Origin of the sequence: Pseudomonas halotolerans (genome assembly GCF_039581215.1) — a bacterium.
In the GTDB taxonomy this organism is placed as follows: Bacteria; Pseudomonadota; Gammaproteobacteria; order Pseudomonadales; family Pseudomonadaceae; genus Aquipseudomonas; species Aquipseudomonas tehranensis.
On the sequence record NZ_JBCNTJ010000006.1, the window covers coordinates 132,532 to 156,316 of the forward strand.

Here is a 23,785-nt window from a genome sequence, read left to right on the forward strand (position 1 = left end):
CACTACCTGATCGACTGTCGAACAAAGATGATAAATAGCTGAAAATCTGATTTTATTGGCAGCCGACATCAAGTTTTTACCTGTACGAGTTGGCTAACGACCAACAGTAACGATTATTCTCACAACGAAACGAGGGGCCACAAGCCGCTCATGTGTAGTTTTACTACTCGTCTATACATTCGAAAGGCTGAAACGGCCGACGATTTGTAGTAAAACTACACGCCGCCGAAACAACCTTCGGCAATCCAAGAATTTATACCGTCTGCCCACAAGGCCAGTCGCAAACTCAGGCAACCGATTCTGGTAGCCTTTCCGCCCTGGAGCAAGCCATGCAAGACCTCGATCCCGTCGAAACCCAGGAATGGCTGGACGCCCTGGAATCGGTTCTCGACAAAGAAGGCGAAGACCGTGCTCACTATCTGATGACCCGTATGGGCGAACTCGCAACCCGCAGCGGTTCGCAATTGCCTTACGCCATCACCACGCCATACCGCAACACAATCCCCGTTACCCACGAAGCACGCATGCCCGGCGACCTGTTCATGGAACGCCGCATTCGCTCGCTGGTACGCTGGAACGCGATGGCCATGGTGATGCGTACGAACCTGAAAGATTCTGACCTGGGCGGTCACATCTCCAGCTTCGCCTCCAGCGCAACCTTGTACGACATCGGCTTCAACTATTTCTTCCAGGCCCCGACCGACGAACACGGCGGCGACCTGATCTACTTCCAGGGCCACACCTCGCCAGGCGTTTACGCCCGTGCGTTCATGGAAGGCCGCATCACCGAAGAGCAGATGAACAACTTCCGCCAGGAAGTGGATGGTCAGGGCCTGTCGTCCTATCCGCACCCTTGGCTGATGCCGGACTTCTGGCAGTTCCCGACCGTATCCATGGGGCTGGGCCCGATCCAGGCGATCTACCAGGCACGCTTCATGAAGTACCTGGAAGCCCGTGGCTTCATTCCCGAAGGCAAGCAGAAAGTCTGGTGCTTCCTGGGCGACGGCGAGTGTGACGAGCCGGAATCCCTGGGCGCCATCTCCCTGGCTGGCCGCGAGAAGCTGGACAACCTGATCTTCGTCATCAACTGCAACCTGCAGCGCCTCGACGGCCCGGTTCGCGGCAACGGCAAGATCATTCAGGAACTCGAAGGCGTGTTCCGCGGCGCCCAGTGGAACGTGACCAAGGTCATCTGGGGCCGTTTTTGGGACCCGCTGCTGGCCAAAGACGTCGACGGCATCCTGCAACGTCGCATGGACGAAGTCATCGACGGCGAATACCAGAACTACAAGGCCAAGGACGGCGCGTTCGTCCGTGAGCACTTCTTCAACACGCCTGAACTCAAGGCAATGGTTGCCGATCTGTCCGACGACGAGATCTGGAAGCTCAACCGTGGCGGCCACGACCCGTACAAGGTCTACGCGGCGTACCACGAAGCGGTCAACCACAAGGAACAACCGACCGTCATCCTGGCCAAGACCATCAAGGGTTATGGCACCGGTGCCGGCGAAGCGAAAAACACTGCGCACAACACCAAGAAAGTCGACGTCGACAGCCTGAAGTTGTTCCGTGATCGCTTCGACATCCCGGTCAAGGACGAGGAACTGGAAAACCTGCCGTTCTTCAAGCCGGAGCCCAACAGCGCCGAAGCCCGCTACCTGAGCGAGCGTCGCACCGCACTGGGTGGTTTCGTGCCCCAGCGCCGCGCCCAGAGCTTCAGCGTGCCGACCCCATCGCTCGATACCCTCAAGGCCATCCTTGACGGCTCGGGCGACCGCGAAATTTCCACCACCATGGCGTTCGTGCGGATTCTCGCGCAATTGGTCAAGGACAAGGAAATCGGCCCGCGCATCGTTCCGATCATCCCGGACGAAGCCCGTACCTTCGGCATGGAAGGCATGTTCCGTCAGTTGGGCATCTACTCCTCCGTCGGCCAGCTCTACGAGCCTGTCGATAAAGACCAGGTGATGTTCTACAAGGAAGACAAGAAGGGCCAGATTCTCGAAGAGGGCATCAACGAAGCGGGCGCCATGAGCTCGTTCATCGCTGCCGGTACTTCGTACTCCAGCCACAACCAGCCGATGCTGCCGTTCTACATCTTCTACTCGATGTTCGGCTTCCAGCGTATCGGCGACCTGGCCTGGGCCGCTGGCGACAGCCGTACCCGTGGTTTTCTGATCGGCGGCACCGCCGGCAGAACCACGCTCAACGGCGAAGGCTTGCAACACGAAGACGGTCACAGCCACATCCTGGCTGCCACCATCCCGAACTGCCGCACCTTTGATCCAACCTACGGCTACGAGCTGGCGGTGATCATCCAGGACGGCATGAAGAAGATGACCGAAGAGCAGCAGGACGTTTTCTACTACATCACCGTGATGAACGAATCCTACCAGCAGCCAGCCATGCCGGCCGGCGTGGAGGAAGGCATCATCAAGGGCATGTACCTGCTCGAAGAAGATACCCGCGAAGCGGCGCACCACGTCCAACTGATGGGCTCCGGCACCATCCTGCGCGAAGTGCGTGAAGCAGCGAAGATCCTGCGTGAAGAGTTCAACGTCGGCGCCGACGTGTGGAGCGTCACCAGCTTCAACGAACTGCGTCGCGACGGCCTGGCCGTAGAGCGCAGCAACCGTCTGCACCCAGGCCAGAAGCCGAAACTGAGCTACGTCGAAGAATGCCTGAACGGCCGCAAAGGTCCGGTCATCGCCTCGACCGACTACATGAAACTGTTCGCCGAGCAGATCCGCCAGTGGGTTCCTTCCAAGGAATTCAAGGTGCTGGGTACCGACGGTTTCGGCCGTAGCGACAGCCGCAAGAAGCTGCGTCACTTCTTCGAAGTCGATCGTAAGTTCGTTGTGTTGGCAGCCCTGGAAGCCCTGGCTGACCGTGGCGATATCGAACCCAAGGTGGTGGCCGAGGCCATCGTCAAGTTCGGCATCGATCCGGAAAAACGCAACCCACTGGACTGCTGAGGAGAATTTTTGTGAGCGAACTCATTCGCGTACCTGACATCGGCAGCGGTGAAGGTGAAGTCATTGAACTGTTTGTGAAGGTCGGCGACCGCATCGAAGCCGAGCAGAGCATCCTGACGCTGGAATCGGACAAGGCCAGCATGGAAGTGCCTGCGCCGAAGGCCGGTATCGTCAAAAGCCTGAAAGTGAAGCTGGGCGATCGCCTGAAAGAAGGCGACGAACTGCTGGAGCTGGAAGTCGAGGGCGCCGCTGCGGCGCCTGAGGCGGCGGCTCCTGCTGCCCCGGCGGTTGAAAAGCCTGCCGCCGCACCGGTTGCTGAGGCGGCTCCCGCCCCTGCCGCCGCACCGGCCGCCGCCACGGTCCAGGACATTCATGTTCCGGACATTGGCTCCTCGGGCAAGGCCAAGATCATCGAAGTGCTGGTCAAGGTCGGCGACACCGTCGAAGCCGACCAGTCGCTGATCACCCTGGAATCCGATAAAGCCAGCATGGAAATCCCGTCGCCGGCTGCCGGTGTGGTGGAAAGCGTCGAGATCAAGCTGGAAGACGAAGTGGGCACCGGTGACCTGATCCTGAAGCTGAAAGTGGCCGGTGCTGCAGCACCTGCTGCCCCAGCCCAGGCTGCTGCGCCTGCCGCCAAGGCCGAAGCCGCTCCTGCTCCGGCTGCCGCGCCTGCCGCCAAGGCCGAGACTGCACCAGCACCCGCACCGGCTGCCGCACCCGCCCCAAGCGGCGCCAAGGTGCACGCCGGCCCTGCGGTGCGTCAGTTGGCCCGTGAGTTTGGTGTCGAGCTGTCCGCCGTCGGCCCAAGCGGTCCACACGGTCGTGTGCTGAAGGAAGACGTGCAGGCTTACGTCAAGGCCATGATGCAGAAGGCCAAGAACGCTCCGGCCGAAGGCGCTACCGGTGGTGCGGGCATCCCGCCGATCCCGGCAGTGGATTTCAGCCGCTTCGGCGAAACCGAAGAAGTGGCAATGACTCGCCTGATGCAAATCGGCGCGTCGAGCCTGCACCGCAGCTGGCTGAACATTCCGCACGTGACTCAGTTCGACCAGGCCGACATCACCGAACTGGAAGCTTTCCGCGTCGCGCAAAAAGCCGTGGCCGAGAAGGCCGGCGTCAAGCTGACCGTGCTGCCACTGCTGCTCAAGGCCTGCGCGCATCTGCTCAAGGAACTGCCGGACTTCAACAGCTCGCTGGCCCCAAGCGGCAAAGCTGTGATCCGCAAGAAATACGTGCACATCGGTTTTGCCGTCGACACCCCGGAAGGCCTGCTGGTACCGGTCATCCGCAACGTCGACCAGAAGAGCCTGCTGCAACTGGCTGGCGAAGCCGCTGCCCTGGCCGAAAAAGCCCGGAGCAAAAAGCTCACCGCCGACGACATGCAGGGCGCCTGCTTCACCATTTCCAGTCTCGGCCACATTGGCGGCACCGGCTTCACGCCGATCGTCAACGCGCCGGAAGTGGCGATCCTGGGGGTCTCCAAAGCCACCATCCAGCCCGTCTGGGACGGTAAAGCCTTCCAGCCGAAGCTGATGCTGCCACTGTCGCTGTCCTACGATCACCGTGTGATCAACGGCGCCGCCGCTGCACGCTTCACCAAGCGTCTGAGCGACCTGCTGGGCGACATCCGCACCATCTTGCTGTAACACCGGGCAGCCCTCCCACGGAGGGCCCTTCGGACCGCTGTTTTCCGAGCGCCACGCTCGTACCTCAACCCCGCCCATTTGGCGGGGCTTTTTTTGCCTGGGATAGAACTCAACCCCCGCACAGGAAACGATCTAGCAATTTTCCTACCTCGCCCAAGATAAATGACTACACCTCCCATTGGTCATTGCCCACAAGTTACGCCCCCTCCTCCATCAACATTTATTTCCCGCCACCCTTTAGCATTCCTTCGGCCGGACAACTAAGTGCTAGCTCCCATATTTAAAAAATAATGAACTTCGAATGGATTCGAATATGTTTAAACCCACTGTTGGCCCCATCGTTGGCCACACGACAACCGATCACGCGCGAATATTCCTGCGCGCAGACAAGGGCAGCGGCACCCTGACATTTGCCGGCATTCGTCACAGGCGCCAAGGCGATACAACATGGTCAAAGGGACACTTTGTTCTGTTGAATAGCTACCGCGACATGTCTGACGTCATCGTATTAACAGGTCTTCAAGCCGACACCGCCTATGAGTACCAGGCCGGCTGGCTCGCCCCCCTTAGCCCGACCCACACCGTGGAAACCATCCAGGAGCTGCCGCTGCAGTGGCCTGCAAGTATTTACCAGTTCCGCACCCCCTCCAGCAAAACCGGCGCAACACGCGCCTATATCGTGGGTTCTTGCCGCTACCTGCGGATCACTGGGGGCCGCGCGTCGACTCCTGAACTCGGAGACCGGACATTCGCTGGCATCAACCGCATCGTGGACCAGGCCGACCCGCCGATCAGCGGCGTTTTGATGGTCGGGGATCAGGTTTATCTCGACGACTTGAATAGTATTGCGCCGGACCGGACCTATCAGGACATTCTGTTCAAGTACCGCACCGTTTTTTCCCAGCCACACATTAAAAAACTCATGTCCGGCGTGCCGACTTACATGATCCTCGACGACCATGAAATTGAAGATAACTGGCCAGCCAACCAATGCGCCAAGGATGAAGTTTTATATGCCAACGCCATGAGCGCTTATGGACTTTATCAAGCCAGCCATAGCCCAGCCCATGAACTTTTAAGCGATGGAACATTAAAGAAGCCGTTAAAACAGTTCTGGTACACATTCACTCACGGCGATATCGAATGGTTCGTCACTGACAGCCGGACCCGACGCAACCTGTCAGCCGATGATCGACGCATCCTCGACGTGGAACAGGAGCAGTCACTGCTTGCCTGGCTTATCAACAGCCCTGCCCGAGTCAAATTCGTCGTGACCAGCGTCCTGTTCTACCCTGACAGCAAACGCAATGACGGTGATGCCTGGCAAGCCTTCCCGGCCCAACGTCTGCGCCTTCTGGAAACCATCCGAGGCCATGGGATCAAGAATGTGATTTTCGTGTCGGGCGACATTCACGGCTCCATGACCAGCCGCCTGGGTCACAGCCAAGACCCGGATTTCGAAGTCCATACCATCGTTTCCTCGCCGTTTTACAACAGCAAGCTGCTGCCCTTTGCAAAACCATCCGATTTTATTTTCAACAGAGCCATGGCCAGGGCCGGGGGCGGTGAATACCAGTACGAACTGACCAGCAAAGTGATCAGCCAAGACAACTTCGCCCGCCTGCATGTCACGGACCAGAGCGTTCGGGTCACTTTTCATGACCGTGACGGTACTTCATTACAGACCGTTGATATCCCGTTGCGCGGACGAGTGGTATAACCACTCAGGCCCTCTGATCGGTCGACGGCTGGAGAAATTCGCTTGTCGGCCGATAAAAGGTTTATAGCACTTGGCCTTCATCTCTCTTGTCAGCCAGTGCCGCAATGATGCAACCTTGCGGCAGTCCGTAATAACGAGGGCGTCAGCCCGGCGCGATCAGCATTTTCGAAGCGAGTTTCCCCATGAAAAGCCAACCCGATGCCGCCAGCCGTATGGCGGCCGAGGTAGTGACGCAGTTACCGGTGCCCTCGCGGCTCGGCATGCTGCGTTTCGAACGGCTGAATGAAGCGAGCTGGGCGCTGCTGTTCCTCGATCCCAACTGCGAACGTTATTTCGGCCTGCCGGCGGTAGAGCTTTGCTCGCTGGTCAGTTCACCCTACGCCAGCCTGATGGAGCCCGAAGCGCGCTATCAACTCCACGATGCGATCCAGCAGCAACTGGCCCAGGCCCCGCATTATCTGATCCGCTACACGCTCCACACCGCCAAGGGCCCCATGAACCTGCTGGAGATGGGCGAGCCCTATAAACAGCACAATCGCCATCTACTACGCGGCTATCTGCTGTCTGTGGACGATTTGCTCGCAAGCGAGCCGTCGATGCCGGCTCTGGACCTGGAAACTCAAAATTCGCGCCTGCAAATCGCCCTGGAATTGAACCAGCGCGCCCAGCAGGAGCAGCTTCAACACTTGGACCGGGTGCGCGCCCAACAGGACCTGATCCTGCTGCTGACCCGCCAGCGCTACAGCGCCAACAATTCACTGCAGGAAGCCGCCGAGCTCATCACCCGCAGTGCCTGCGACATCTACCAGATTGATTGCGCCAGCATCTGGAACCTGGAAGACGGCCAGTTGGTGCCGATTTCGGCTTATAACCGCGCTTCCCAGGACTACTTTCTGCCGGACGTGATCAACGCCAACGAGTTTCCCGACTACATGGAGGCGCTGCAGGCCTGCCGCGCCATCGACGCGCACAATGCGATGCGCGACCCGCGTACCCGGGAAATGGCCGCTAGCCTGCGCACCCGCGAAGTCAACGCCATGCTCGACGCCAGCGTTCGCATCGACGGCCAGGTGGTGGGCGTCCTGTGCCTGGAGCAAATTGGCGTCACCCGCGCCTGGCAGTCCGACGAGATCGCCTTTGCCGGTGAACTGGCTGACCAGTTCGCCCAGGTCATCAACAACCACAACCGACGGACCGCCACCAACGCCCTGCACTTGTTCCAGCGTGCCGTGGAGCAGAGCGCCAACGCGTTCCTGTTGGTCAATTGCGACGGCGTGGTGGAATACGTCAACCCCAGCTTCACCGCCATCACCCAATACTCCACCGAGGAAGTCCACGGCCAGCGCCTCTCGGAACTGCCGGCCCTGGAAAACCTCAGCGAGCTGCTGTTCGATGCACCGTCGGCCCTGGCCCAGAGCAATAGCTGGCAAGGTGAATTCAAGAGCAGGCGCAAGAATCTGGAACCCTACTGGGGCCAATTGTCGATTTCCAAGGTCTATGGCGATAACCGTGAACTGACCCACTACATCGGCATTTACGAAGACATCACCCAGACCAAACTGGCCCAACAGCGCATCGAGCGCCTGGCCTACACCGACAACCTGACCAACCTGGGCAACCGCCCGGCGTTCATCCGCAACCTCGATGAGCGCTTTGCCCGGGACAGCGATTCGCCCATCAGCCTGTTGCTGGTGGACATCGACAACTTCAAGCGCATCAATGACAGCCTCGGCCATCAGACCGGAGACAAGCTGCTGATCAGCCTGGCCCGACGCTTGCGCAACAGCCTGAGCCCCAGCGGCAGCCTGGCACGCTTCGCCAGCAATGAATTCGCCGTACTGTTGGACGACACCGACCTGGAGGCCGGGCAGCAGATCGCCAGCCAGTTGCTGATGACGCTCGACAAGCCGATGTTCGTGGATAACCAGCTGATCAGCGTGACCGGCTCCGTTGGCCTGGCCTGCGCGCCACTGCACGGCCGCGACCCCCAGACCCTGATGCGCAACGCCGGGCTCGCTTTGCACAAGGCCAAAGCCAACGGCAAGCATCAGGTCCAGGTTTTCACCGAAGCGTTGAACGCCGAGGCCAGCTACAAGCTGTTCGTGGAAAACAACCTGCGCCGCGCCTTGACCCAGAACGAACTGGACGTGTTCTACCAGCCCAAGCTGTGCCTGCGCAGCGGTCGCCTGCTGGGCATGGAGGCGTTGCTGCGCTGGAACCACCCCGAGAAGGGCATGATTCGCCCGGACCAGTTCATCAGCGTGGCCGAAGAAACCGGCCTGATCATCCCCATTGGCAAATGGATCGCCCGTCAGGCTTGCCGCATGAGCAAGCAATTGACCGCCGCTGGCCTGGGTAACCTGCAAGTGGCGATCAACCTGTCGCCCAAGCAGTTCTCCGATCCGGACCTGGTCGCCTCGATCGCCAGCATCCTCAAGGAAGAACAACTGCCGGCCCGCCTGCTGGAACTGGAACTGACCGAAGGCCTGCTGCTGGAGGCCACCGAAGACACCCACCTGCAGCTCGACCAACTCAAGCGCCTGGGCCTGACCCTGGCCATGGACGACTTCGGCACCGGTTATTCATCCCTGAGCTACCTGAAAAAATTCCCGATCGATATCATCAAGATCGATCGCAGCTTTATCCACGAGATCCCGGACAACCAGGACGACATGGAAATCACTTCCGCGGTGATCGCCATGGCCCACAACCTGAAACTCAAGGTGGTGGCCGAAGGTATCGAAACCGCACAGCAGCTGGCGTTCCTGCGGCGCCATCGCTGCGACGTCGGCCAGGGCTACCTGTTCGACCGTCCGATCCCTGGCGCGGAGCTGATCGAAAAGCTCAAGCGCTATCCACGCGGGCCGCTCGTCTGACGCCAGTAGGAGCTGTCGAGTGCAACGAGGCTGCGATCTTTCCCCCGCCAATTGAGTCCAAAGTGAAAGGTCAAAAGATCACGGCCTTCGGTCGCGCCCGCAGGACTCGGCCCAACAGGGCTGAATCCCTCGCCACAGTTGTCGCTTTCTTAACGAATCGGCATTGGGCACACTGACGGTCTTATTCGCTCAATTCAATCTGACTGAGAGGACTGATGATGGTCTTGCGCTCGGAAATCCTGGTGAACAAAAACGTGCTCCCTACTCAAGAACAAGCTCTGCCTGGCCGTGAAACCCCAATGACCGTGCCGGAAAAACACTTCGTCCACGATGCGCCGCTGCTGGGTCCGTTTGCCATGGACGTGGATTTCGCGATCTTCGGCCTGGGCTGTTTCTGGGGCGCGGAACGCAAGTTCTGGCAGCGCGAAGGCGTGGTCAGTACAGCGGTGGGTTACGCCGGTGGCTTTACGCCGAACCCGACGTACGAAGAAGTCTGCTCGGGCCTTACCGGCCACAGCGAAGTGGTCCTGGTGGTCTACGAGCCGGAAAAAGTCAGCTACGAGCAGCTTTTGAAAATGTTCTGGGAGCTGCACAACCCGACCCAGGGCATGCGCCAGGGCAATGACATTGGCACCCAGTACCGCTCGGTGATCTATGCCACCAACCCAACCCAACTGGCTGCCGCCAAGCACAGCGCGCAAGTGTTTCAGGCTGAATTGACCAAGGCCGGGAAAGGCGTCATCACCACCGAAATCGAAGAAGCCCCGACGTTCTTCTTTGCCGAAGCCTATCACCAGCAATATCTGGCGAAGAATCCCGAGGGCTATTGCGGAATTGGCGGTACGGGCGTGACTTGCCCGATCTGATTCCCAGGCCCTGAAAAGCTTCGCGAGCAAGCCCGCTCCCACAGGGACCTGAATTGATCACAAGCGCGTGGTCATGCCCGGAACCCTGTGGGAGCGGGCTTGCTCGCGAAGGCGTCCTTCCAGGCCTATCAATGCACCCGGCCAACCATCAGCCTTCAGCGATCAGCCAATCCATCTGCCAGCCGCCCTGGGTCTGACCAAGCTTCTTCGACAACCACGGCAACAGCTCGCGCAACTCTTCCTCCAGCCCCCATGGCGGATTGGCAATCGCCAAACCGGAGCCGTTCAGGCTATTGGGCGTGGCCAGCGGATGCACCAGCAATTCCACTCGCAGCAATTTCGGCGCACCTGTGCCGGCCAGGTCCTGGTAGAAACGACGTAACATCCGCTGGTCCTTCACCGGGTACCAGATTGCTGCCACTGTCTGGCGCATCCGGCCAATGGCCTCCTTGAGTGACGCGGCGCAGCGTTGCATCTCGTCAAGTTGCTCAAAGGGCGGATCGATCAACATCAGGCCGCGTTTTTCCGCCACCGGCAGCAGCGCCCGAGGCACGTGCCAGCCTTCGCCCAGGTGCACCGCCACGCGACGGTCGCCTTTCATGTTGTCCTTGAGCAGCACGCCGTCTTCTGGATGTTTTTCGTTGAGAAGCACCCGATCCTGCGACCGGGTCAGGCGCCGTGCCAGTTCCGGTGAACCCGGGTAGTAGCGCAACTGCCCGTCCGGGTTCATCTCGTGCAGCACTTTCATGTAGTCGGCGGTCAGCGCGGGCAGATCCTCCTGGCCCCACAACCGCGCGATGCCTTCAAGGTATTCGCCGGTACGATTGGCCTGATCGCCCTGCAAGTCGTAAAGCCCGATGCCCGCATGGGTATCGAGATAGGCAAAGGGCTGCTCCTTGCGCGACATCAAAGCGATGAGACGGGTCAAGGTCAGGTGTTTGAACACATCGGCGTGATTGCCGGCGTGGAAGGCGTGGCGATAATTCATGGCGGCTCCTGCGAAGGCCGAGGAGTTTACCTTGAAGCGCGCCCAACGTCAGGGGTTCGCAGCCGAGCGGACGGGCCGTAACCACACCCGGTGGTCATCTGCCCAATTCCTGCATCAAGTATTCTTGCAGGGGGGCTTTTGGCCCATGGGCCATCCCTGGCTCCCCAAGAAAATGCCTGATCTTGCAGCGCAGGATGCTCTCGTCGGCCTGTTCGAACAAATACGGATGCTCTTCGCTCAACCACTTGAGCAGGTTATTGAGCAGGCAGTCCGTCGTATCCCCGGCCAGTTCCTGTAATAACAGCGCGGGCACTTCCCACCAGGGGAACGTTCGAGCCGGTCGCTGCGCATTTCCCAGGATCTCAAGGGACCGACCGTTGATCAGGCAGCGGCTGATCGGGGGTAATAGCTGGCCAACGTCCACCGCGGCCGACCGCAGGATGGGCTGGATAAAACCACCATCCCAGAAACGGAAAAAAACCGATTTGCCACCGGGCAGCAGAACCTGAGTGAGCCCGCGCAAATGTTCGGCAAGGCTTTGCTGGCTGCAAGCGCTCACTGCCAGCCAGCCCCAATCGAGCGAGTCGGTCGCCGCGACCCAGTCAAGAAACCCACTGTCTGGGGCGACAGCACCGACATAGGGCATGACCGTTTCCCAGCCCGCGTAAGGTGTGTCGGCCCAGATCGGGCTGGGCGCGAAAGTCATCGAACGCCTCCAGGCCATCAACGGCCCGGCGGTACTGGCGCTACTGAAGATGGCGTAGAGCTGCTCGGATGCCTGCAAGGGTTGTTGCTCAAGCCAGGCGCGGGGAGATTGACCAGTGTTCATGGACGCCCCTCAGTATCAGCCTGCCTGGGTATCACCGGTAATGGCTCGCACACGCCCCCTTTGCAACGCTCGCATTCCTCGCAGAATGGCGCCTGCCCTCGCAGGCTGAGAATCTGCGCCAAGGAAAGTGGAGCGGCTGCGGCCGCGACCAGTTTTTCGGGACTGCCGGGTGAACCGGGCGCGGCATTCATGGCTGCCAATGGGGCCCCGCCGACCTCGATCGGCACGCTGCTGAAGATTCCCCCCGCGCCGATATTGATCCAATGTCCCCCGGCCTGAATGGTCGCGCTGACGCCAGCATCGAGGACCACTTGCTGCCCGGCACTGACATGAAATTGCTGCGTGGCATTGAGGACCTGACGGGTTACCCGAATATGCCGCTCGCCGGCCACCACCAGATGATCATCCTGCCTGACCTCAGCCTGGCGCTGGCCATGGGTGATGCGCAACTCGTCGGCCTTGAGCTCATGCCGGGCCGTGCCGGTGACGACGATGCTGCGTTCGTGATCAACCTGAACCCGCTGATCATGCAGCACATGCTGGGTCCAGTTGCGCTGGGCCCGCAGGTAAATCTCCTCGGCGCCTTGACGATCCTCGATGCGCAATTCGTTATAGCCTCCCCCACCGGGGCTGCTCCGGCTGCGCAATATGCTGCGGGTTTTATCGGCCGGCAGGTCCAGGGGCACCGGGGTCGCGCCGTTCGGCAGGCAGCCCACGACCAATGGCTTGTCCACATCACCGTCGATGAAACCCACCAGCACCTCCATGCCGACCCGGGGGATCATCACGCCGCCGTAGCGATCATGCGCCCAACCCGTGGCCACCCGTAGCCAGCAACTGGAGTGCTCGTCGCGCTGGCCGTCGCGATCCCAGATTAGTTGCACCTTGACCCGCCCGTATTCGTCGCAATGGATCTCGCTGTCCACCGGCCCCGTCACCACCGCCGACTGATAACCATGGGCGGGTGGCTTTTCGCGGGACAAGGGCGGACGAAAGAAAACGTCCCACGGGGTGGCGAGAAACGTATTGCTGTAGCCCTGAAACTCATCCGGGCTGTCACTGATCGCTTCCTCCAGCACTTGGGGCTGGCGCCCATGGTGGGTGACTTGCGTGAGCAGCCAGAGATCATTCCACTGCGCTCGGGGATGCCCGTTGATTTGGAGAAAGTGTCCACTGACGAGCGCGCATTGGTCGCTGCGCCCCTCGGCCAGACGGTGATCGGCGCCATGGCGCTCCAGTGCGCGTTGGGTAAGGTGCCGGCCATGGTCGCGATCAGTAAACCGACCGGGGTAGTGATACGCCTCCAGAACCGGTTGCTGCTGACTGTCCAAGCTGGTTTGCAACAGTAGACCCGGCTTGTGGAAATCGTAGTCACGCAGCGTCACCGCCGTGGTCCGGGTCTGCAGTCGCACAGCCAGGCGCTTGATCGCCGGCTCGTCGGCGGCCATGCCACTGCCGGGCAGATACATCGTCGACTCGGGCAGACGGGGAAACACCGTCTGGTCGTCACCGAAGACCAACAGATGGCCGTCGTGGCTGTGCCGGAAGTGATAATGAATCCCGACCTCGGCGCAGATCCGTGCGATGAAGGCCAGGTCGCTTTCACCAAACTGCACACAGTATTCGCGCTCGGGGTATTGCCCACCGAGGTTGAACTGGAACGCGTCACCCTGTATCCCGTGATCCGCCAGGATCAGGGTAATGATTGCCGGCACACTCAGGTGCTGGAAAATCCGCTGGTTGATTCGATGGTCCAGGTAAGCCAGGCGTGGAACCAGACTGATCTGGTAACGGGTCAAGCGCGTGCCCGAGTCGCCCTGGGCCGCGCTATACACCTGGCCGTGTATCCCCCGTCCCCGATCATCGAAAGCCAGAAAGGCCTGACGATGCAGAAGCTCTTCCAGTGCCAGATCCGATCGTTCGCTGACCAGTTCCAGATCAAAGCGATAGGGTTGACTGATGGCTTCCTTGCCCCTGAACTCAAGCACCTTGAGTTCATTCGGCCCGCTGTCGAGTGTCAGCGTAAAACGCGGTTGGTTGGCAGGCGCGAACATCCGATGTGCCTCTGCTGAATAAAAGCGGCCGATTCTGCATGAGCAGCAGAGAGAGTTGATCAGCGGTCAGGAAAAAAAGAATCGCCTTACATTCAAGAAGATAAAAGCCGCATCGCGCGCTGTGTTTTCCGACAGACATCCCGCGCATGGGCGGTACAAAAGTCGCCGCACGAAACAATCAGCAACTTCCTACAACGCGACGGCCTCCGGGACTGCCATAGGCCGTGATAACGTCCTTTCGTCGCAAAAGCAAAGGATGCAACCCATGACGACTCGCTACGCAAAAATCGCAATGACCCTGGCCCTCGCCGCTTTCGCCTTGCTGACCGTGTTCAACAATCTCACGGACTACAACTCCAACTTCAATTTCGTCCATCACGTGCTGAGCATGGACACCACCTTCCCCGACAATGCCGCGCGCTATCGCGCCATCGACCAGCCTTGGGCATGGCACGGTGCCTACTGGCTGATCATCCTCGGCGAGGCGCTCACCGCAGGCTTGCTGGGCTATGGCGCGCTGAAACTATGGCAGGCACGTAAAACCCCAAGCCTGGTTTTCGCCCAGGCCAAGCGCTGGGCCATCATCGGTTTGACGGCGGGTTTCTTCGTCTGGTTCTTTGGCTTCATGGTGGTTGGCGGGGAATGGTTTCTGATGTGGCAATCAGAAATCTGGAATGGCCAGGACGCGGCTTTCAGGTTCTACATGGCGCTACTGGGCGTGCTGATTTTCCTCAATCAGGCCGACGCAGAGCTGGACTGACTACCCATAAAAAAAACGGCCCGTCTCCATGGAGAACGGGCCGTTTTTCTATTCACAACCTTCGCGCGAGCCGTCAAGGCCTCGCTGAAAGCCTTACTGGTTCAGGCGGAAATCTTTTTCAGCCGCTTCGAAGCGCTGCAGCATACCGGCGGTAGGCGAGCCCATCTTGCTGACGAAGTAGATCGCCAGGCTGGCGAAGATGAAGCCAGGGATGATTTCGTACAGACCCAGCAGCTCGAAGTGCTTCCAGACGATCACAGTGATCGCCCCCACCAGGATGCCTGCCAGCGCGCCGTTACGGGTCATGTTTTTCCAGATCACCGAGATCAGGACCACAGGACCGAAGGCTGCACCGAAACCGGCCCAGGCGTAGCTCACCAGACCCAGCACGCGGTTTTCCGGGTTGGCCGCCAGGAGGATGGCAACCACTGCCACCAGCAGCACCATGGCGCGACCGACCCAGACCAGCTCCAGCTGGGACGCACCCTTGCGCAGGAAAGCCTTGTAGAAGTCTTCGGTCAGCGCACTGGAGCACACCAGCAACTGGCAGCTCAGGGTGCTCATGACAGCCGCCAGGATCGCCGACAGCAGCACACCGGCCACCCATGGGTTGAACAGCAGCTTGGCCAGCTCGATGAACACCCGCTCAGGGTTCTCGGTCACGGGACCGGCCACTTCCGGGTGTGCCGAGAAGTAGGCGATACCGAAGAAGCCGACAGCCACGGTGCCGCCCAGGCAGAGAATCATCCAGGCCATCGAGATACGACGGGCCTTGGCGATGGACTTGACCGAATCGGCAGCCATGAAACGCGCCAGGATATGCGGCTGGCCGAAGTAGCCAAGACCCCAGCCCATCAGCGAGATCACGCCGATGAACGTGGTGTTTTTCAGCATGTCGAAAGCGGTAGGATCCTTCGCTTCGATGGCCAGGAACGTGGTGTCCACGCCGCCGGTAGCCAACAGAACGATGATCGGCGTAAGGATCAGTGCAAAGATCATCAGCGTCGCTTGTACGGTGTCGGTCCAGCTCACGGCCAGGAAGCCACCGATGAAGGTGTAGGCAATGGTTGCCGCCGCACCGGCCCACAGCGCTGTCTCGTAGGACATGCCGAAGGTGCTTTCAAACAGACGGGCACCGGCCACGATGCCGGAAGCGCAGTAGATGGTGAAGAACACCAGGATCACCACCGCAGAGATGATCCGCAGCAGGCCGCTGGTATCTTCAAAACGGCTGGAGAAGTAATCCGGCAGTGTCAGCGCATCACCGTTGTGCTCGGTCTGTACCCGCAGCCGTCCGGCCACGAACAGCCAGTTCAGGTAGGCACCGATGATCAGGCCAATGGCGATCCAGCCTTCCGACAGGCCGGACATGTAGATAGCACCGGGCAAGCCCATCAACAGCCAGCCGCTCATGTCGGAGGCACCGGCGGACAATGCAGTCACGACGCTGCCCAGGCTGCGACCGCCCAGGATGTAATCGGAAAGGTTATTGGTGGAGCGATAAGCCATCAGGCCGATCAGGACCATTACTGCGATATAGATCACGAAAGTGATCAGGGTGGGATTACTAACACTCATGAGTTACGCCCTGGCTTTGTTTTTATGTAGCGGTGGCAGTAGGAAGCGTCGACAAGTCAACCATAGACCTTGTTTGACGTTTCCAGGACCCGCGAATTTATGACTGATGTTTCCCCAGGAAAGCCATCAGCCGATGCCCCTCGACTTCGAGCCGGTTGCACCTTGGCGGCGAATGCTATTCAACAAATGAAATAAGGTGCAACCAGTTTCGCTCGAATCAGTTGCACCTAGTCGGTTTTTTCGCCCAATGACTGGTTTTTGCTCCCTTTTAGTGCGGTATCAACCTTTTGCTAGAAGCCAATGCACTAAGCAGAGACACCGTTGGAACCACGATTTTTATTTTCCTGATGAGCTGCTTATTTTTTCGACGAAAAAAGGTTGCACCCGGTTGCACCTCGACCAGCTCACAGCTAATCTTGCCGCCAGCTGATGCCACGCAATACGTGGTAAACATGAGGATAAAAATATGGCTACCACCACCCTTGGGGTCAAACTCGATGACCCAACCCGCGAACGCCTCAAGGCGGCCGCGACCTCGATTGATCGCACGCCCCACTGGCTGATCAAGCAGGCAATTTTCAATTACCTGGAAAAACTCGAGGGTGGTGCAACCCTGACCGAACTGAACGGTTCGACCCGTGCCGACAACGATGAGGCCGGCGACGTTCAGGTCGACCACGCGCACCAGTGCTTCCTGGAGTTTGCCGAAAGCATCTTGCCGCAATCGGTCCTGCGCGCTTCTATCACGGCCGCTTACCGTCGACCGGAGCCGGAAGTGGTGCCGATGCTGATCGAGCAGGCGCGCCTGCCGGCCGACATGGCCGAAGCCACCAACAAACTGGCCGCCTCGATTGCTGAAAAACTGCGTAACCAGAAGAGTGCCGGCGGCCGTGCCGGTATTGTTCAGGGGCTGTTGCAGGAGTTTTCCCTGTCGTCCCAGGAAGGCGTGGCGCTGATGTGCCTGGCCGAGGCGCTGCTGCGTATCCCGGACAAAGGCACTCGCGATGCACTGATCCGCGACAAGATCAGCACCGGCAACTGGCACCCACACCTGGGCAACAGCCCATCGCTGTTCGTCAACGCCGCCACTTGGGGCCTGCTGCTGACCGGCAAACTGGTCGCCACCCATAATGAAGCGGGCCTGACTTCCTCTCTGAGCCGCATCATTGGCAAGAGCGGCGAGCCGATGATCCGCAAGGGCGTCGACATGGCGATGCGCCTGATGGGCGAGCAGTTCGTCACCGGCGAAACCATCGCCGAAGCCCTGGCCAACGCCAACAAATTCGAGACCAAGGGTTTCCGCTATTCCTACGACATGCTGGGTGAAGCCGCACTCACCGAACATGACGCCCAGAAATACCTGGCCTCGTACGAACAAGCCATCCACTCGATCGGCAAGGCGTCCCACGGCCGCGGAATTTATGAAGGTCCGGGCATTTCCATCAAGCTCTCGGCCCTGCACCCCCGCTACAGCCGCGCCCAGTACGAGCGCGTCATGGAAGAGCTGTACCCGCGCCTGCTGTCGCTGACCCTGCTGGCCAAACAATACGACATCGGCCTGAACATCGACGCCGAAGAAGCCGATCGCCTCGAGCTGTCCCTGGACCTGCTGGAACGCCTGTGCTTCGAACCACAGCTGACCGGCTGGAACGGCATTGGCTTCGTGATCCAGGCCTACCAGAAGCGTTGCCCGTACGTGATCGACTACGTCATCGATCTGGCCCGCCGCAGCCGTCACCGCCTGATGATCCGCCTGGTGAAAGGCGCCTACTGGGACAGTGAGATCAAGCGCGCCCAGGTCGAAGGCCTGGAAGGCTATCCGGTCTACACCCGCAAGGTGTACACCGACGTCTCCTACATCGCCTGCGCGCGCAAACTGCTGTCGGTGCCGGAAGCCATCTACCCGCAATTCGCCACGCACAATGCCCACACTCTGTCGGCGATTTATCACATCGCCGGTCAGAACTATTACCCGGGCCAGTATGAGTTCCAGTGCCTGCACGGCATGGGTGAACCACTGTACGAACAGGTTGTAGGCAAAGTCTCGGAAGGCAAGTTGAACCGTCCGTGCCGCGTGTACGCCCCGGTCGGCACCCACGAAACGCTGCTGGCGTACCTGGTGCGTCGCCTGTTGGAAAACGGCGCCAACACCTCGTTCGTCAACCGCATCGCCGACCAGTCCATTTCCATTCAGGAGCTGGTGGCCGATCCGGTGGCCAGCATCGAGCAGATGGCAACCCTGGAAGGCGGTTTCGGCTTGCCGCACCCGCGTATTCCGCTGCCGCGTGACCTGTATGGCAGCGAACGCGCCAACTCCAGCGGCATCGACCTGGCCAACGAACATCGCCTGGCGTCGCTGTCTTGCGCCCTGCTGGCCACCGCTCATAACAACTGGAAAGCCGCGCCGATGCTCGGTTGCGCAGCCAGCGAAGAAACACCGGCACAGGTTTTGAATCCGTCCGATCACCGTGACGTGGTCGGCCATGTACAGGAAGCCACGGTCGCAGACGTCGACAACGCCATCCAGTGCGCGCTCAACGCTGCACCTATCTGGCAGGCCACGCCGCCGGCCGAGCGCGCGGCGATCCTGGAGCGCGCCGCCGACCTGATGGAAGGCGAGATCCAGCCGCTGATGGGCCTGCTGGCCCGCGAAGCCGGCAAGACCTTCGCCAACGCCATTGCCGAAGTGCGTGAAGCCGTAGACTTCCTGCGTTACTACGCCGTGCAGGCCCGCAATGACTTCACCAACGATGCCCACCGCCCACTGGGCCCTGTGGTCTGCATCAGCCCGTGGAACTTCCCGCTGGCGATTTTCAGCGGACAAGTGGCCGCCGCACTGGCCGCCGGCAACCCGGTACTGGCCAAGCCTGCCGAGCAGACGCCGCTGGTGGCCGCCCAAGCCGTGCGCCTGATGCTCGAAGCCGGTATTCCGGAAGGCGTGCTGCAACTGCTGCCAGGGCGTGGCGAAACCGTTGGCGCCCGCCTGGTGGGTGATGATCGGGTCAAAGGCGTGATGTTCACCGGTTCCACCGAAGTCGCTCGTCTGTTGCAACGCAACATCGCCGGGCGCCTGGACAACCAGGGGCGGCCGATCCCGCTGATCGCCGAAACCGGCGGCCAAAACGCGATGATCGTCGACTCCTCGGCCCTGACCGAACAAGTGGTCATCGACGTGGTGTCTTCAGCATTCGATAGCGCCGGCCAGCGTTGCTCGGCCCTGCGGGTCCTGTGCTTGCAGGAAGACTCGGCCGACCGAGTCATCGAAATGCTCAAGGGCGCCATGGCCGAATCGCGCCTCGGCAACCCGGAGCGTCTGTCGGTAGACATCGGCCCGGTGATCGATGCCGAAGCCAAGGCCGGTATCGAGAAACACATCCAGGCCATGCGCGACAAAGGTCGCACCGTTTACCAGATGGCAATCGCCGACAGCGCCGAATGCAAGCGCGGCACCTTTGTGATGCCCACCCTGATCGAGCTGGAAAGCTTCGACGAACTGCAGCGCGAAATCTTTGGCCCGGTGCTGCACGTGGTGCGCTACAAGCGCAAGGAACTGGATCAACTGATCAACCAGATCAATGCCTCCGGTTATGGCCTGACCCTGGGCGTACACACCCGCATCGACGAGACCATCGCCAAGGTGATCGATAACGTCCATGCCGGTAACGTCTACGTGAACCGCAACATCGTGGGCGCCGTGGTCGGCGTGCAACCGTTCGGCGGCGAAGGCCTGTCGGGCACCGGTCCCAAGGCCGGTGGTCCGCTGTACCTGTACCGCCTGCTGTCGACCCGTCCGACCGATGCGATCCAGCAGTCGTTCGTCCGTGACGACGCACTCAACGCGCCAGACCTGCGTTTGCGTGACGCCATGAGCAAGCCGCTGACCGCCCTGCAAGCCTGGGCAGACAGCCAGAAACTCGCCGAACTGAGCGCCCTGTGCGTACAGTTCGCGGCTCAATCGCAAAGCGGTATCACCCGCCAACTGACCGGTCCGACCGGCGAACGCAACAGCTACGCCATCCTGCCCCGCGAGCACGTGCTGTGCCTGGCCGACGTGGAAGGCGACCTGCTGACGCAACTGGCGGCCGTACTGGCCGTGGGCGGCTCGGCCGTGTGGCCGGAAACCGACACCAGCAAGGCCTTGTTCGCACGCTTGCCGAAAGAGATTCAGGCACGCATCCAGCGGGTTGCCGACTGGACCAAGGACGATGTGCTGTTCGACGCGGTCCTGCACCACGGCGATTCGGACCAACTGCGCGACGTTTGCCAGCAGGTGGCCAAGCGTGCCGGCGCCATCGTCGGGGTACATGGTTTGTCCCAGGGCGAGACCAACATTGCGTTGGAGCGTTTGGTGATCGAGCGGGCCTTGAGCGTCAACACCGCAGCGGCCGGTGGTAACGCCAGCCTGATGACCATCGGCTAAACCCGCTGTAGACCAGGCACCTGCAATGGGTGCCTGGTCAACGAAATCCCTTGTGGGGATGAACTCTGTGGGAGCAGAGCTTGCTCGCGATCCAGGCACTGCGGTACTCAAGAGACTGCGGCGCTTTCGTCGCGGGCAAGCCTTGCTCCCACAAAGCCCACTCCCACATTTGATTAGCGTCGCACTCTCTCCTCCATCACCCAAATCAATCATCCTGTTCAGCCTCTATTGCCACGCCTAGACTCGGCCCATTCCAAAAAAAGGTAGGCCGCCATGTCCGAGACGTTGCTCAGTTCCCGCAATCTGGCTTTCGAGCTGTACGAAGTCCTCGATGCCGAGGGCCTGACCCAGCGCGAGCGGTTTGCCGAGCACAATCGCGAAACCTTCGACGCGGCCATCGGCACAGCCCGCAGCATCGCCGAGAAATATTTCGCACCGCATAACCGCAAGAACGATGAAAACGAGCCGCGCTACGAGGACGGTCAGGCGATTCTGATCCCGGAAGTGAAACCGGCGGTGGATGCCTTCCTGGAGGCCGGTTTTCTCAATGCCGCGCGCAGTTTCGAGGCCGGCGGTATGCAATTGCCGACGCTGCTGTCCCAGGCCTGCTTCGCGCATTTCCAGTCGGCCAACGCCGCGTCGACTTCTTACCCGTTCCTGACCATGGGCGCGGCGAACCTGATCGAAAGCTTCGGCAGCGAGGAGCAAAAACAACGCTTCCTGCAACCGATGATCGAGGGGCGCTTCTTCGGCACCATGGCCCTGACCGAACCCCACGCCGGCTCTTCGCTGTCGGATATTCGTACCCGTGCTGAGCCGGCATCCGACGGCACTTATCGGCTCAAGGGCAACAAGATCTTCATCTCCGGCGGCGATCATCCGCTGTCGGAAAATATCGTACACATGGTCCTGGCGAAGTTGCCGGACGCGCCGCCCGGGGTTAAGGGTATCTCGCTGTTTATCGTGCCCAAGTTCCTGGTCAATGACGACGGCAGCCTCGGCCAACGTAACGACGTGCTGCTGGCCGGGCTGTTCCACAAGATGGGCTGGCGCGGCACCACCTCCACGGCACTGAATTTCGGCGACAACGGCGAATGCGTCGGTTACTTGGTAGGAAAACCGCACCACGGCCTGAGCTACATGTTCCAGATGATGAACGAAGCGCGAATCGGCGTTGGCATGGGTGCGGTGATGCTGGGTTACGCCGGCTACCTGTATTCCCTTGAATACGCCCGCGAACGTCCGCAAGGCCGGGTGCCCGACAGCAAGGACCCCACCACCGCCCCGGTGGCGATCATCCAGCACGCCGATGTACGTCGCATGCTGCTGACTCAGAAGGCCTACGTTGAAGGCGCATTTGACCTGGGCCTGTACGCGGCGCGCCTGTTCGACGACACCACCACCCTTGAAAGCGAAGCCGAGCGCAGACGCGCTCATGAATTGCTGGATTTGTTGACTCCGATTGTCAAATCCTGGCCATCGGAGTTTTGCCTGAAGGCCAACGAACTGGCGATCCAGATTCTGGGTGGCCACGGCTACACCCGCGAATACCCGGTCGAGCAGTATTACCGCGACAACCGCTTGAACCCGATTCACGAAGGCACCCACGGCATCCAGTCCCTGGACCTGCTGGGGCGAAAGCTGGCACAGAACGGCGGTGCCGGGCTCAAGCAGTTGATCCGCCTGGTGGCCGACACCACTGAACGGGCCCAGGCGCACCCATCGTTGACGCCATTACGCCAGCCGCTTGAAACGTTGGTGGCGCGCCTGCAAACCGTCACCCTGGGCCTGCTGACGGACCTGGCCCAGGGCAAGGTCAACAGCAGCCTCGCCAACTCGGCGCTGTACCTCAAGGTGTTTGGGCACATGGTGATTGGCTGGCGCTGGCTGGAACAGGCGATTCGGGCCGAGGAAGGCCTGGCCAAGGGGAGCGCGGCGGACACCGACTTCTATAAAGGCAAGCTGCAGGCGGCGCGTTACTTCCTGACTTGGGAGGTGCCAGGGTGCCACCATGAGCTGGCGATTCTCGAGGCGCGGGATGATACGTGCCTGGGGATGCGGGATGAGTGGTTCTGATCCAGTTCTTGCGGCGCGGCTGAAATCCAATCGGCGGTGAACGCAGATTCTCTGGCCACCCGAATCTACTGTGGGAGCGGGCTTGCTCGCGAAAGCGTTGGATCCGGCAAATCAATTGCGATTGACACGCCGCCTTCGCGAGCAAGCCCGCTCCCACCGTTGGGTCTGCGCTAGCCTTTGGCCTTCAAGCCTGCTGAATCGTCTTGGCAATGACCTCGACCGTGGCGCTGACTTGCTCTTGGTAACGGTCGAGTTCCGCTTGATGTTGCTTCTGCATTTCCATCTGTTGCGAGCACAGGTTCATGGCCGCCAGCACCAGCAGGCGATCACCGATCAGCGTCGGGTATTTCCTTTTGGTGTCGGCCAGGGCCGCCTTGAGCATCGAAGCGGCGTCCAGCAGGGCCTGTTCCTGCCCGGCCGGTGCCTTGATTGAATAGTCTTCTCCCAGGATCGAGACGACTGTCACCCCGTCGGCGCCATGCTTCATGCGCTGACAGGGCCGGCGCTGGCGCGCTCGATCAGGGCCTGGATGCGCGCGGCGGTGGTGCCGTGCAGCTCTTCCTGTTCCATCAGGCTCAGTTGCAGGCTTTCATTTTCATCCTTGGCTTTGGCCAGTTCCGCATTCAGCGTCTCGTTCAGGCCGGCGAGGTGGCGGTTCTGTTGCACCAGGTCGTTGACCAGTTGTTCCAGTTGGCTGAGGGATGTTTCCAACATATTGATTTCCAGGCTTTTTCAAGGGGGCGCGTACGATAAAGAAAAGTCACCGTCAATGCCACGGCTTGGGCGGCGGTGCTTCGCTGGCGAGCTGTAAAGACTGTGAATGGAAGATCTGGTTCCCGCCCTTCGTCGCGCAGCAGGCGCTGCCCTGCGACAAAAGCACGCAGCGACTCAAGACTTTAGTCGTATGACCGATAAGTCAGGGAACACCTGTCACAGCCCCCGCACGGACGCGCCCTCTTCCGGTACTTTCCATGTCCCTACGTAATATGAATAT

The 23,785-nt window shown here is 60.3% G+C and carries 14 protein-coding genes; 8 read left to right on the forward strand and 6 right to left on the reverse strand.

What is annotated here, in order from left to right; all coding sequences use genetic code 11:
* Positions 1–329 precede the first annotated feature (329 nt).
* From aceE to msrA, 5 genes are all read left to right on the forward strand, one after another.
* Entirely contained in the window at positions 330–2,975 is a 2,646-nt protein-coding gene (gene aceE, locus AAIS01_RS10705) for a pyruvate dehydrogenase (acetyl-transferring), homodimeric type (RefSeq protein ID WP_135843372.1), read from the forward strand.
* Positions 2,976–2,986: 11 nt separating this feature from the next.
* Positions 2,987–4,624, forward strand: a complete 1,638-nt coding sequence (gene aceF / locus AAIS01_RS10710; protein WP_343468934.1) for a dihydrolipoyllysine-residue acetyltransferase — start codon at positions 2,987–2,989, stop codon at positions 4,622–4,624.
* Positions 4,625–4,937: 313 nt separating this feature from the next.
* Positions 4,938–6,344, forward strand: coding sequence for an alkaline phosphatase D family protein (locus AAIS01_RS10715; RefSeq protein ID WP_343468935.1), 1,407 nt, complete (start codon positions 4,938–4,940; stop codon positions 6,342–6,344).
* 182 nt (positions 6,345–6,526) lie between these two features.
* Positions 6,527–9,220 carry a putative bifunctional diguanylate cyclase/phosphodiesterase gene (locus AAIS01_RS10720; protein WP_343468936.1) on the forward strand — a complete coding sequence of 898 codons (2,694 nt, stop codon included), beginning with the start codon at positions 6,527–6,529 and terminating at the stop codon, positions 9,218–9,220.
* Positions 9,221–9,438: 218 nt separating this feature from the next.
* Positions 9,439–10,086 carry a peptide-methionine (S)-S-oxide reductase MsrA gene (gene msrA, locus AAIS01_RS10725; RefSeq protein ID WP_047226186.1) on the forward strand — a complete coding sequence of 216 codons (648 nt, stop codon included), beginning with the start codon at positions 9,439–9,441 and terminating at the stop codon, positions 10,084–10,086.
* Between the two features lie 148 nt (positions 10,087–10,234).
* On the opposite strand, the gene AAIS01_RS10730 is transcribed toward msrA, so the two are convergent.
* From AAIS01_RS10730 to AAIS01_RS10740, 3 genes are all read right to left on the reverse strand, one after another.
* Positions 10,235–11,074: a 23S rRNA (adenine(2030)-N(6))-methyltransferase RlmJ gene (locus AAIS01_RS10730; protein ID WP_343468937.1), complete on the reverse strand. Its 840-nt coding sequence runs from the start codon at positions 11,072–11,074 to the stop codon at positions 10,235–10,237.
* A gap of 94 nt (positions 11,075–11,168) precedes the next feature.
* Positions 11,169–11,903 (reverse strand): DUF4123 domain-containing protein, encoded by a 735-nt coding sequence (locus AAIS01_RS10735; protein WP_343468938.1) that lies wholly within the window; start codon positions 11,901–11,903, stop codon positions 11,169–11,171.
* Positions 11,900–13,957, reverse strand: a complete 2,058-nt coding sequence (locus AAIS01_RS10740; RefSeq protein WP_343468939.1) for a type VI secretion system Vgr family protein — start codon at positions 13,955–13,957, stop codon at positions 11,900–11,902. Before AAIS01_RS10740 ends, AAIS01_RS10735 begins: the two co-directional genes overlap by 4 nt.
* A gap of 265 nt (positions 13,958–14,222) precedes the next feature.
* Here AAIS01_RS10740 and AAIS01_RS10745 point away from each other — a divergent pair, with 265 nt between their 5' ends.
* Complete coding sequence (locus AAIS01_RS10745) at positions 14,223–14,717, forward strand: DUF2165 family protein (RefSeq protein ID WP_343468940.1); 495 nt, start codon at positions 14,223–14,225, stop codon at positions 14,715–14,717.
* Positions 14,718–14,810: 93 nt separating this feature from the next.
* On the opposite strand, the gene putP is transcribed toward AAIS01_RS10745, so the two are convergent.
* Complete coding sequence (putP, locus tag AAIS01_RS10750) at positions 14,811–16,295, reverse strand: sodium/proline symporter PutP (RefSeq protein ID WP_343468941.1); 1,485 nt, start codon at positions 16,293–16,295, stop codon at positions 14,811–14,813.
* A 466-nt stretch (positions 16,296–16,761) separates the two neighbouring features.
* Here putP and putA point away from each other — a divergent pair, with 466 nt between their 5' ends.
* Together putA and AAIS01_RS10760 are read left to right on the forward strand one after the other, a co-directional pair.
* Positions 16,762–20,715 (forward strand): trifunctional transcriptional regulator/proline dehydrogenase/L-glutamate gamma-semialdehyde dehydrogenase, encoded by a 3,954-nt coding sequence (putA, locus tag AAIS01_RS10755; RefSeq protein WP_343468942.1) that lies wholly within the window; start codon positions 16,762–16,764, stop codon positions 20,713–20,715.
* Positions 20,716–20,988: 273 nt separating this feature from the next.
* The gene (locus tag AAIS01_RS10760) at positions 20,989–22,791 is read left to right on the forward strand and encodes an acyl-CoA dehydrogenase (RefSeq protein ID WP_343468943.1); all 1,803 of its coding nucleotides are present in this window, start codon (positions 20,989–20,991) and stop codon (positions 22,789–22,791) included.
* A gap of 184 nt (positions 22,792–22,975) precedes the next feature.
* On the opposite strand, the gene AAIS01_RS10765 is transcribed toward AAIS01_RS10760, so the two are convergent.
* On the reverse strand, positions 22,976–23,278 hold the full coding sequence (locus AAIS01_RS10765; RefSeq protein WP_092395632.1) for a cell division protein ZapA: 303 nt from the start codon (positions 23,276–23,278) through the stop codon (positions 22,976–22,978).
* A complete protein-coding gene (locus AAIS01_RS10770) occupies positions 23,275–23,505 on the reverse strand; it encodes a hypothetical protein (protein WP_092395630.1) in 231 nt (76 codons plus the stop codon). The genes AAIS01_RS10765 and AAIS01_RS10770 overlap by 4 nt, the downstream gene beginning before the upstream one ends.
* Positions 23,506–23,785: the final 280 nt, after the last annotated feature.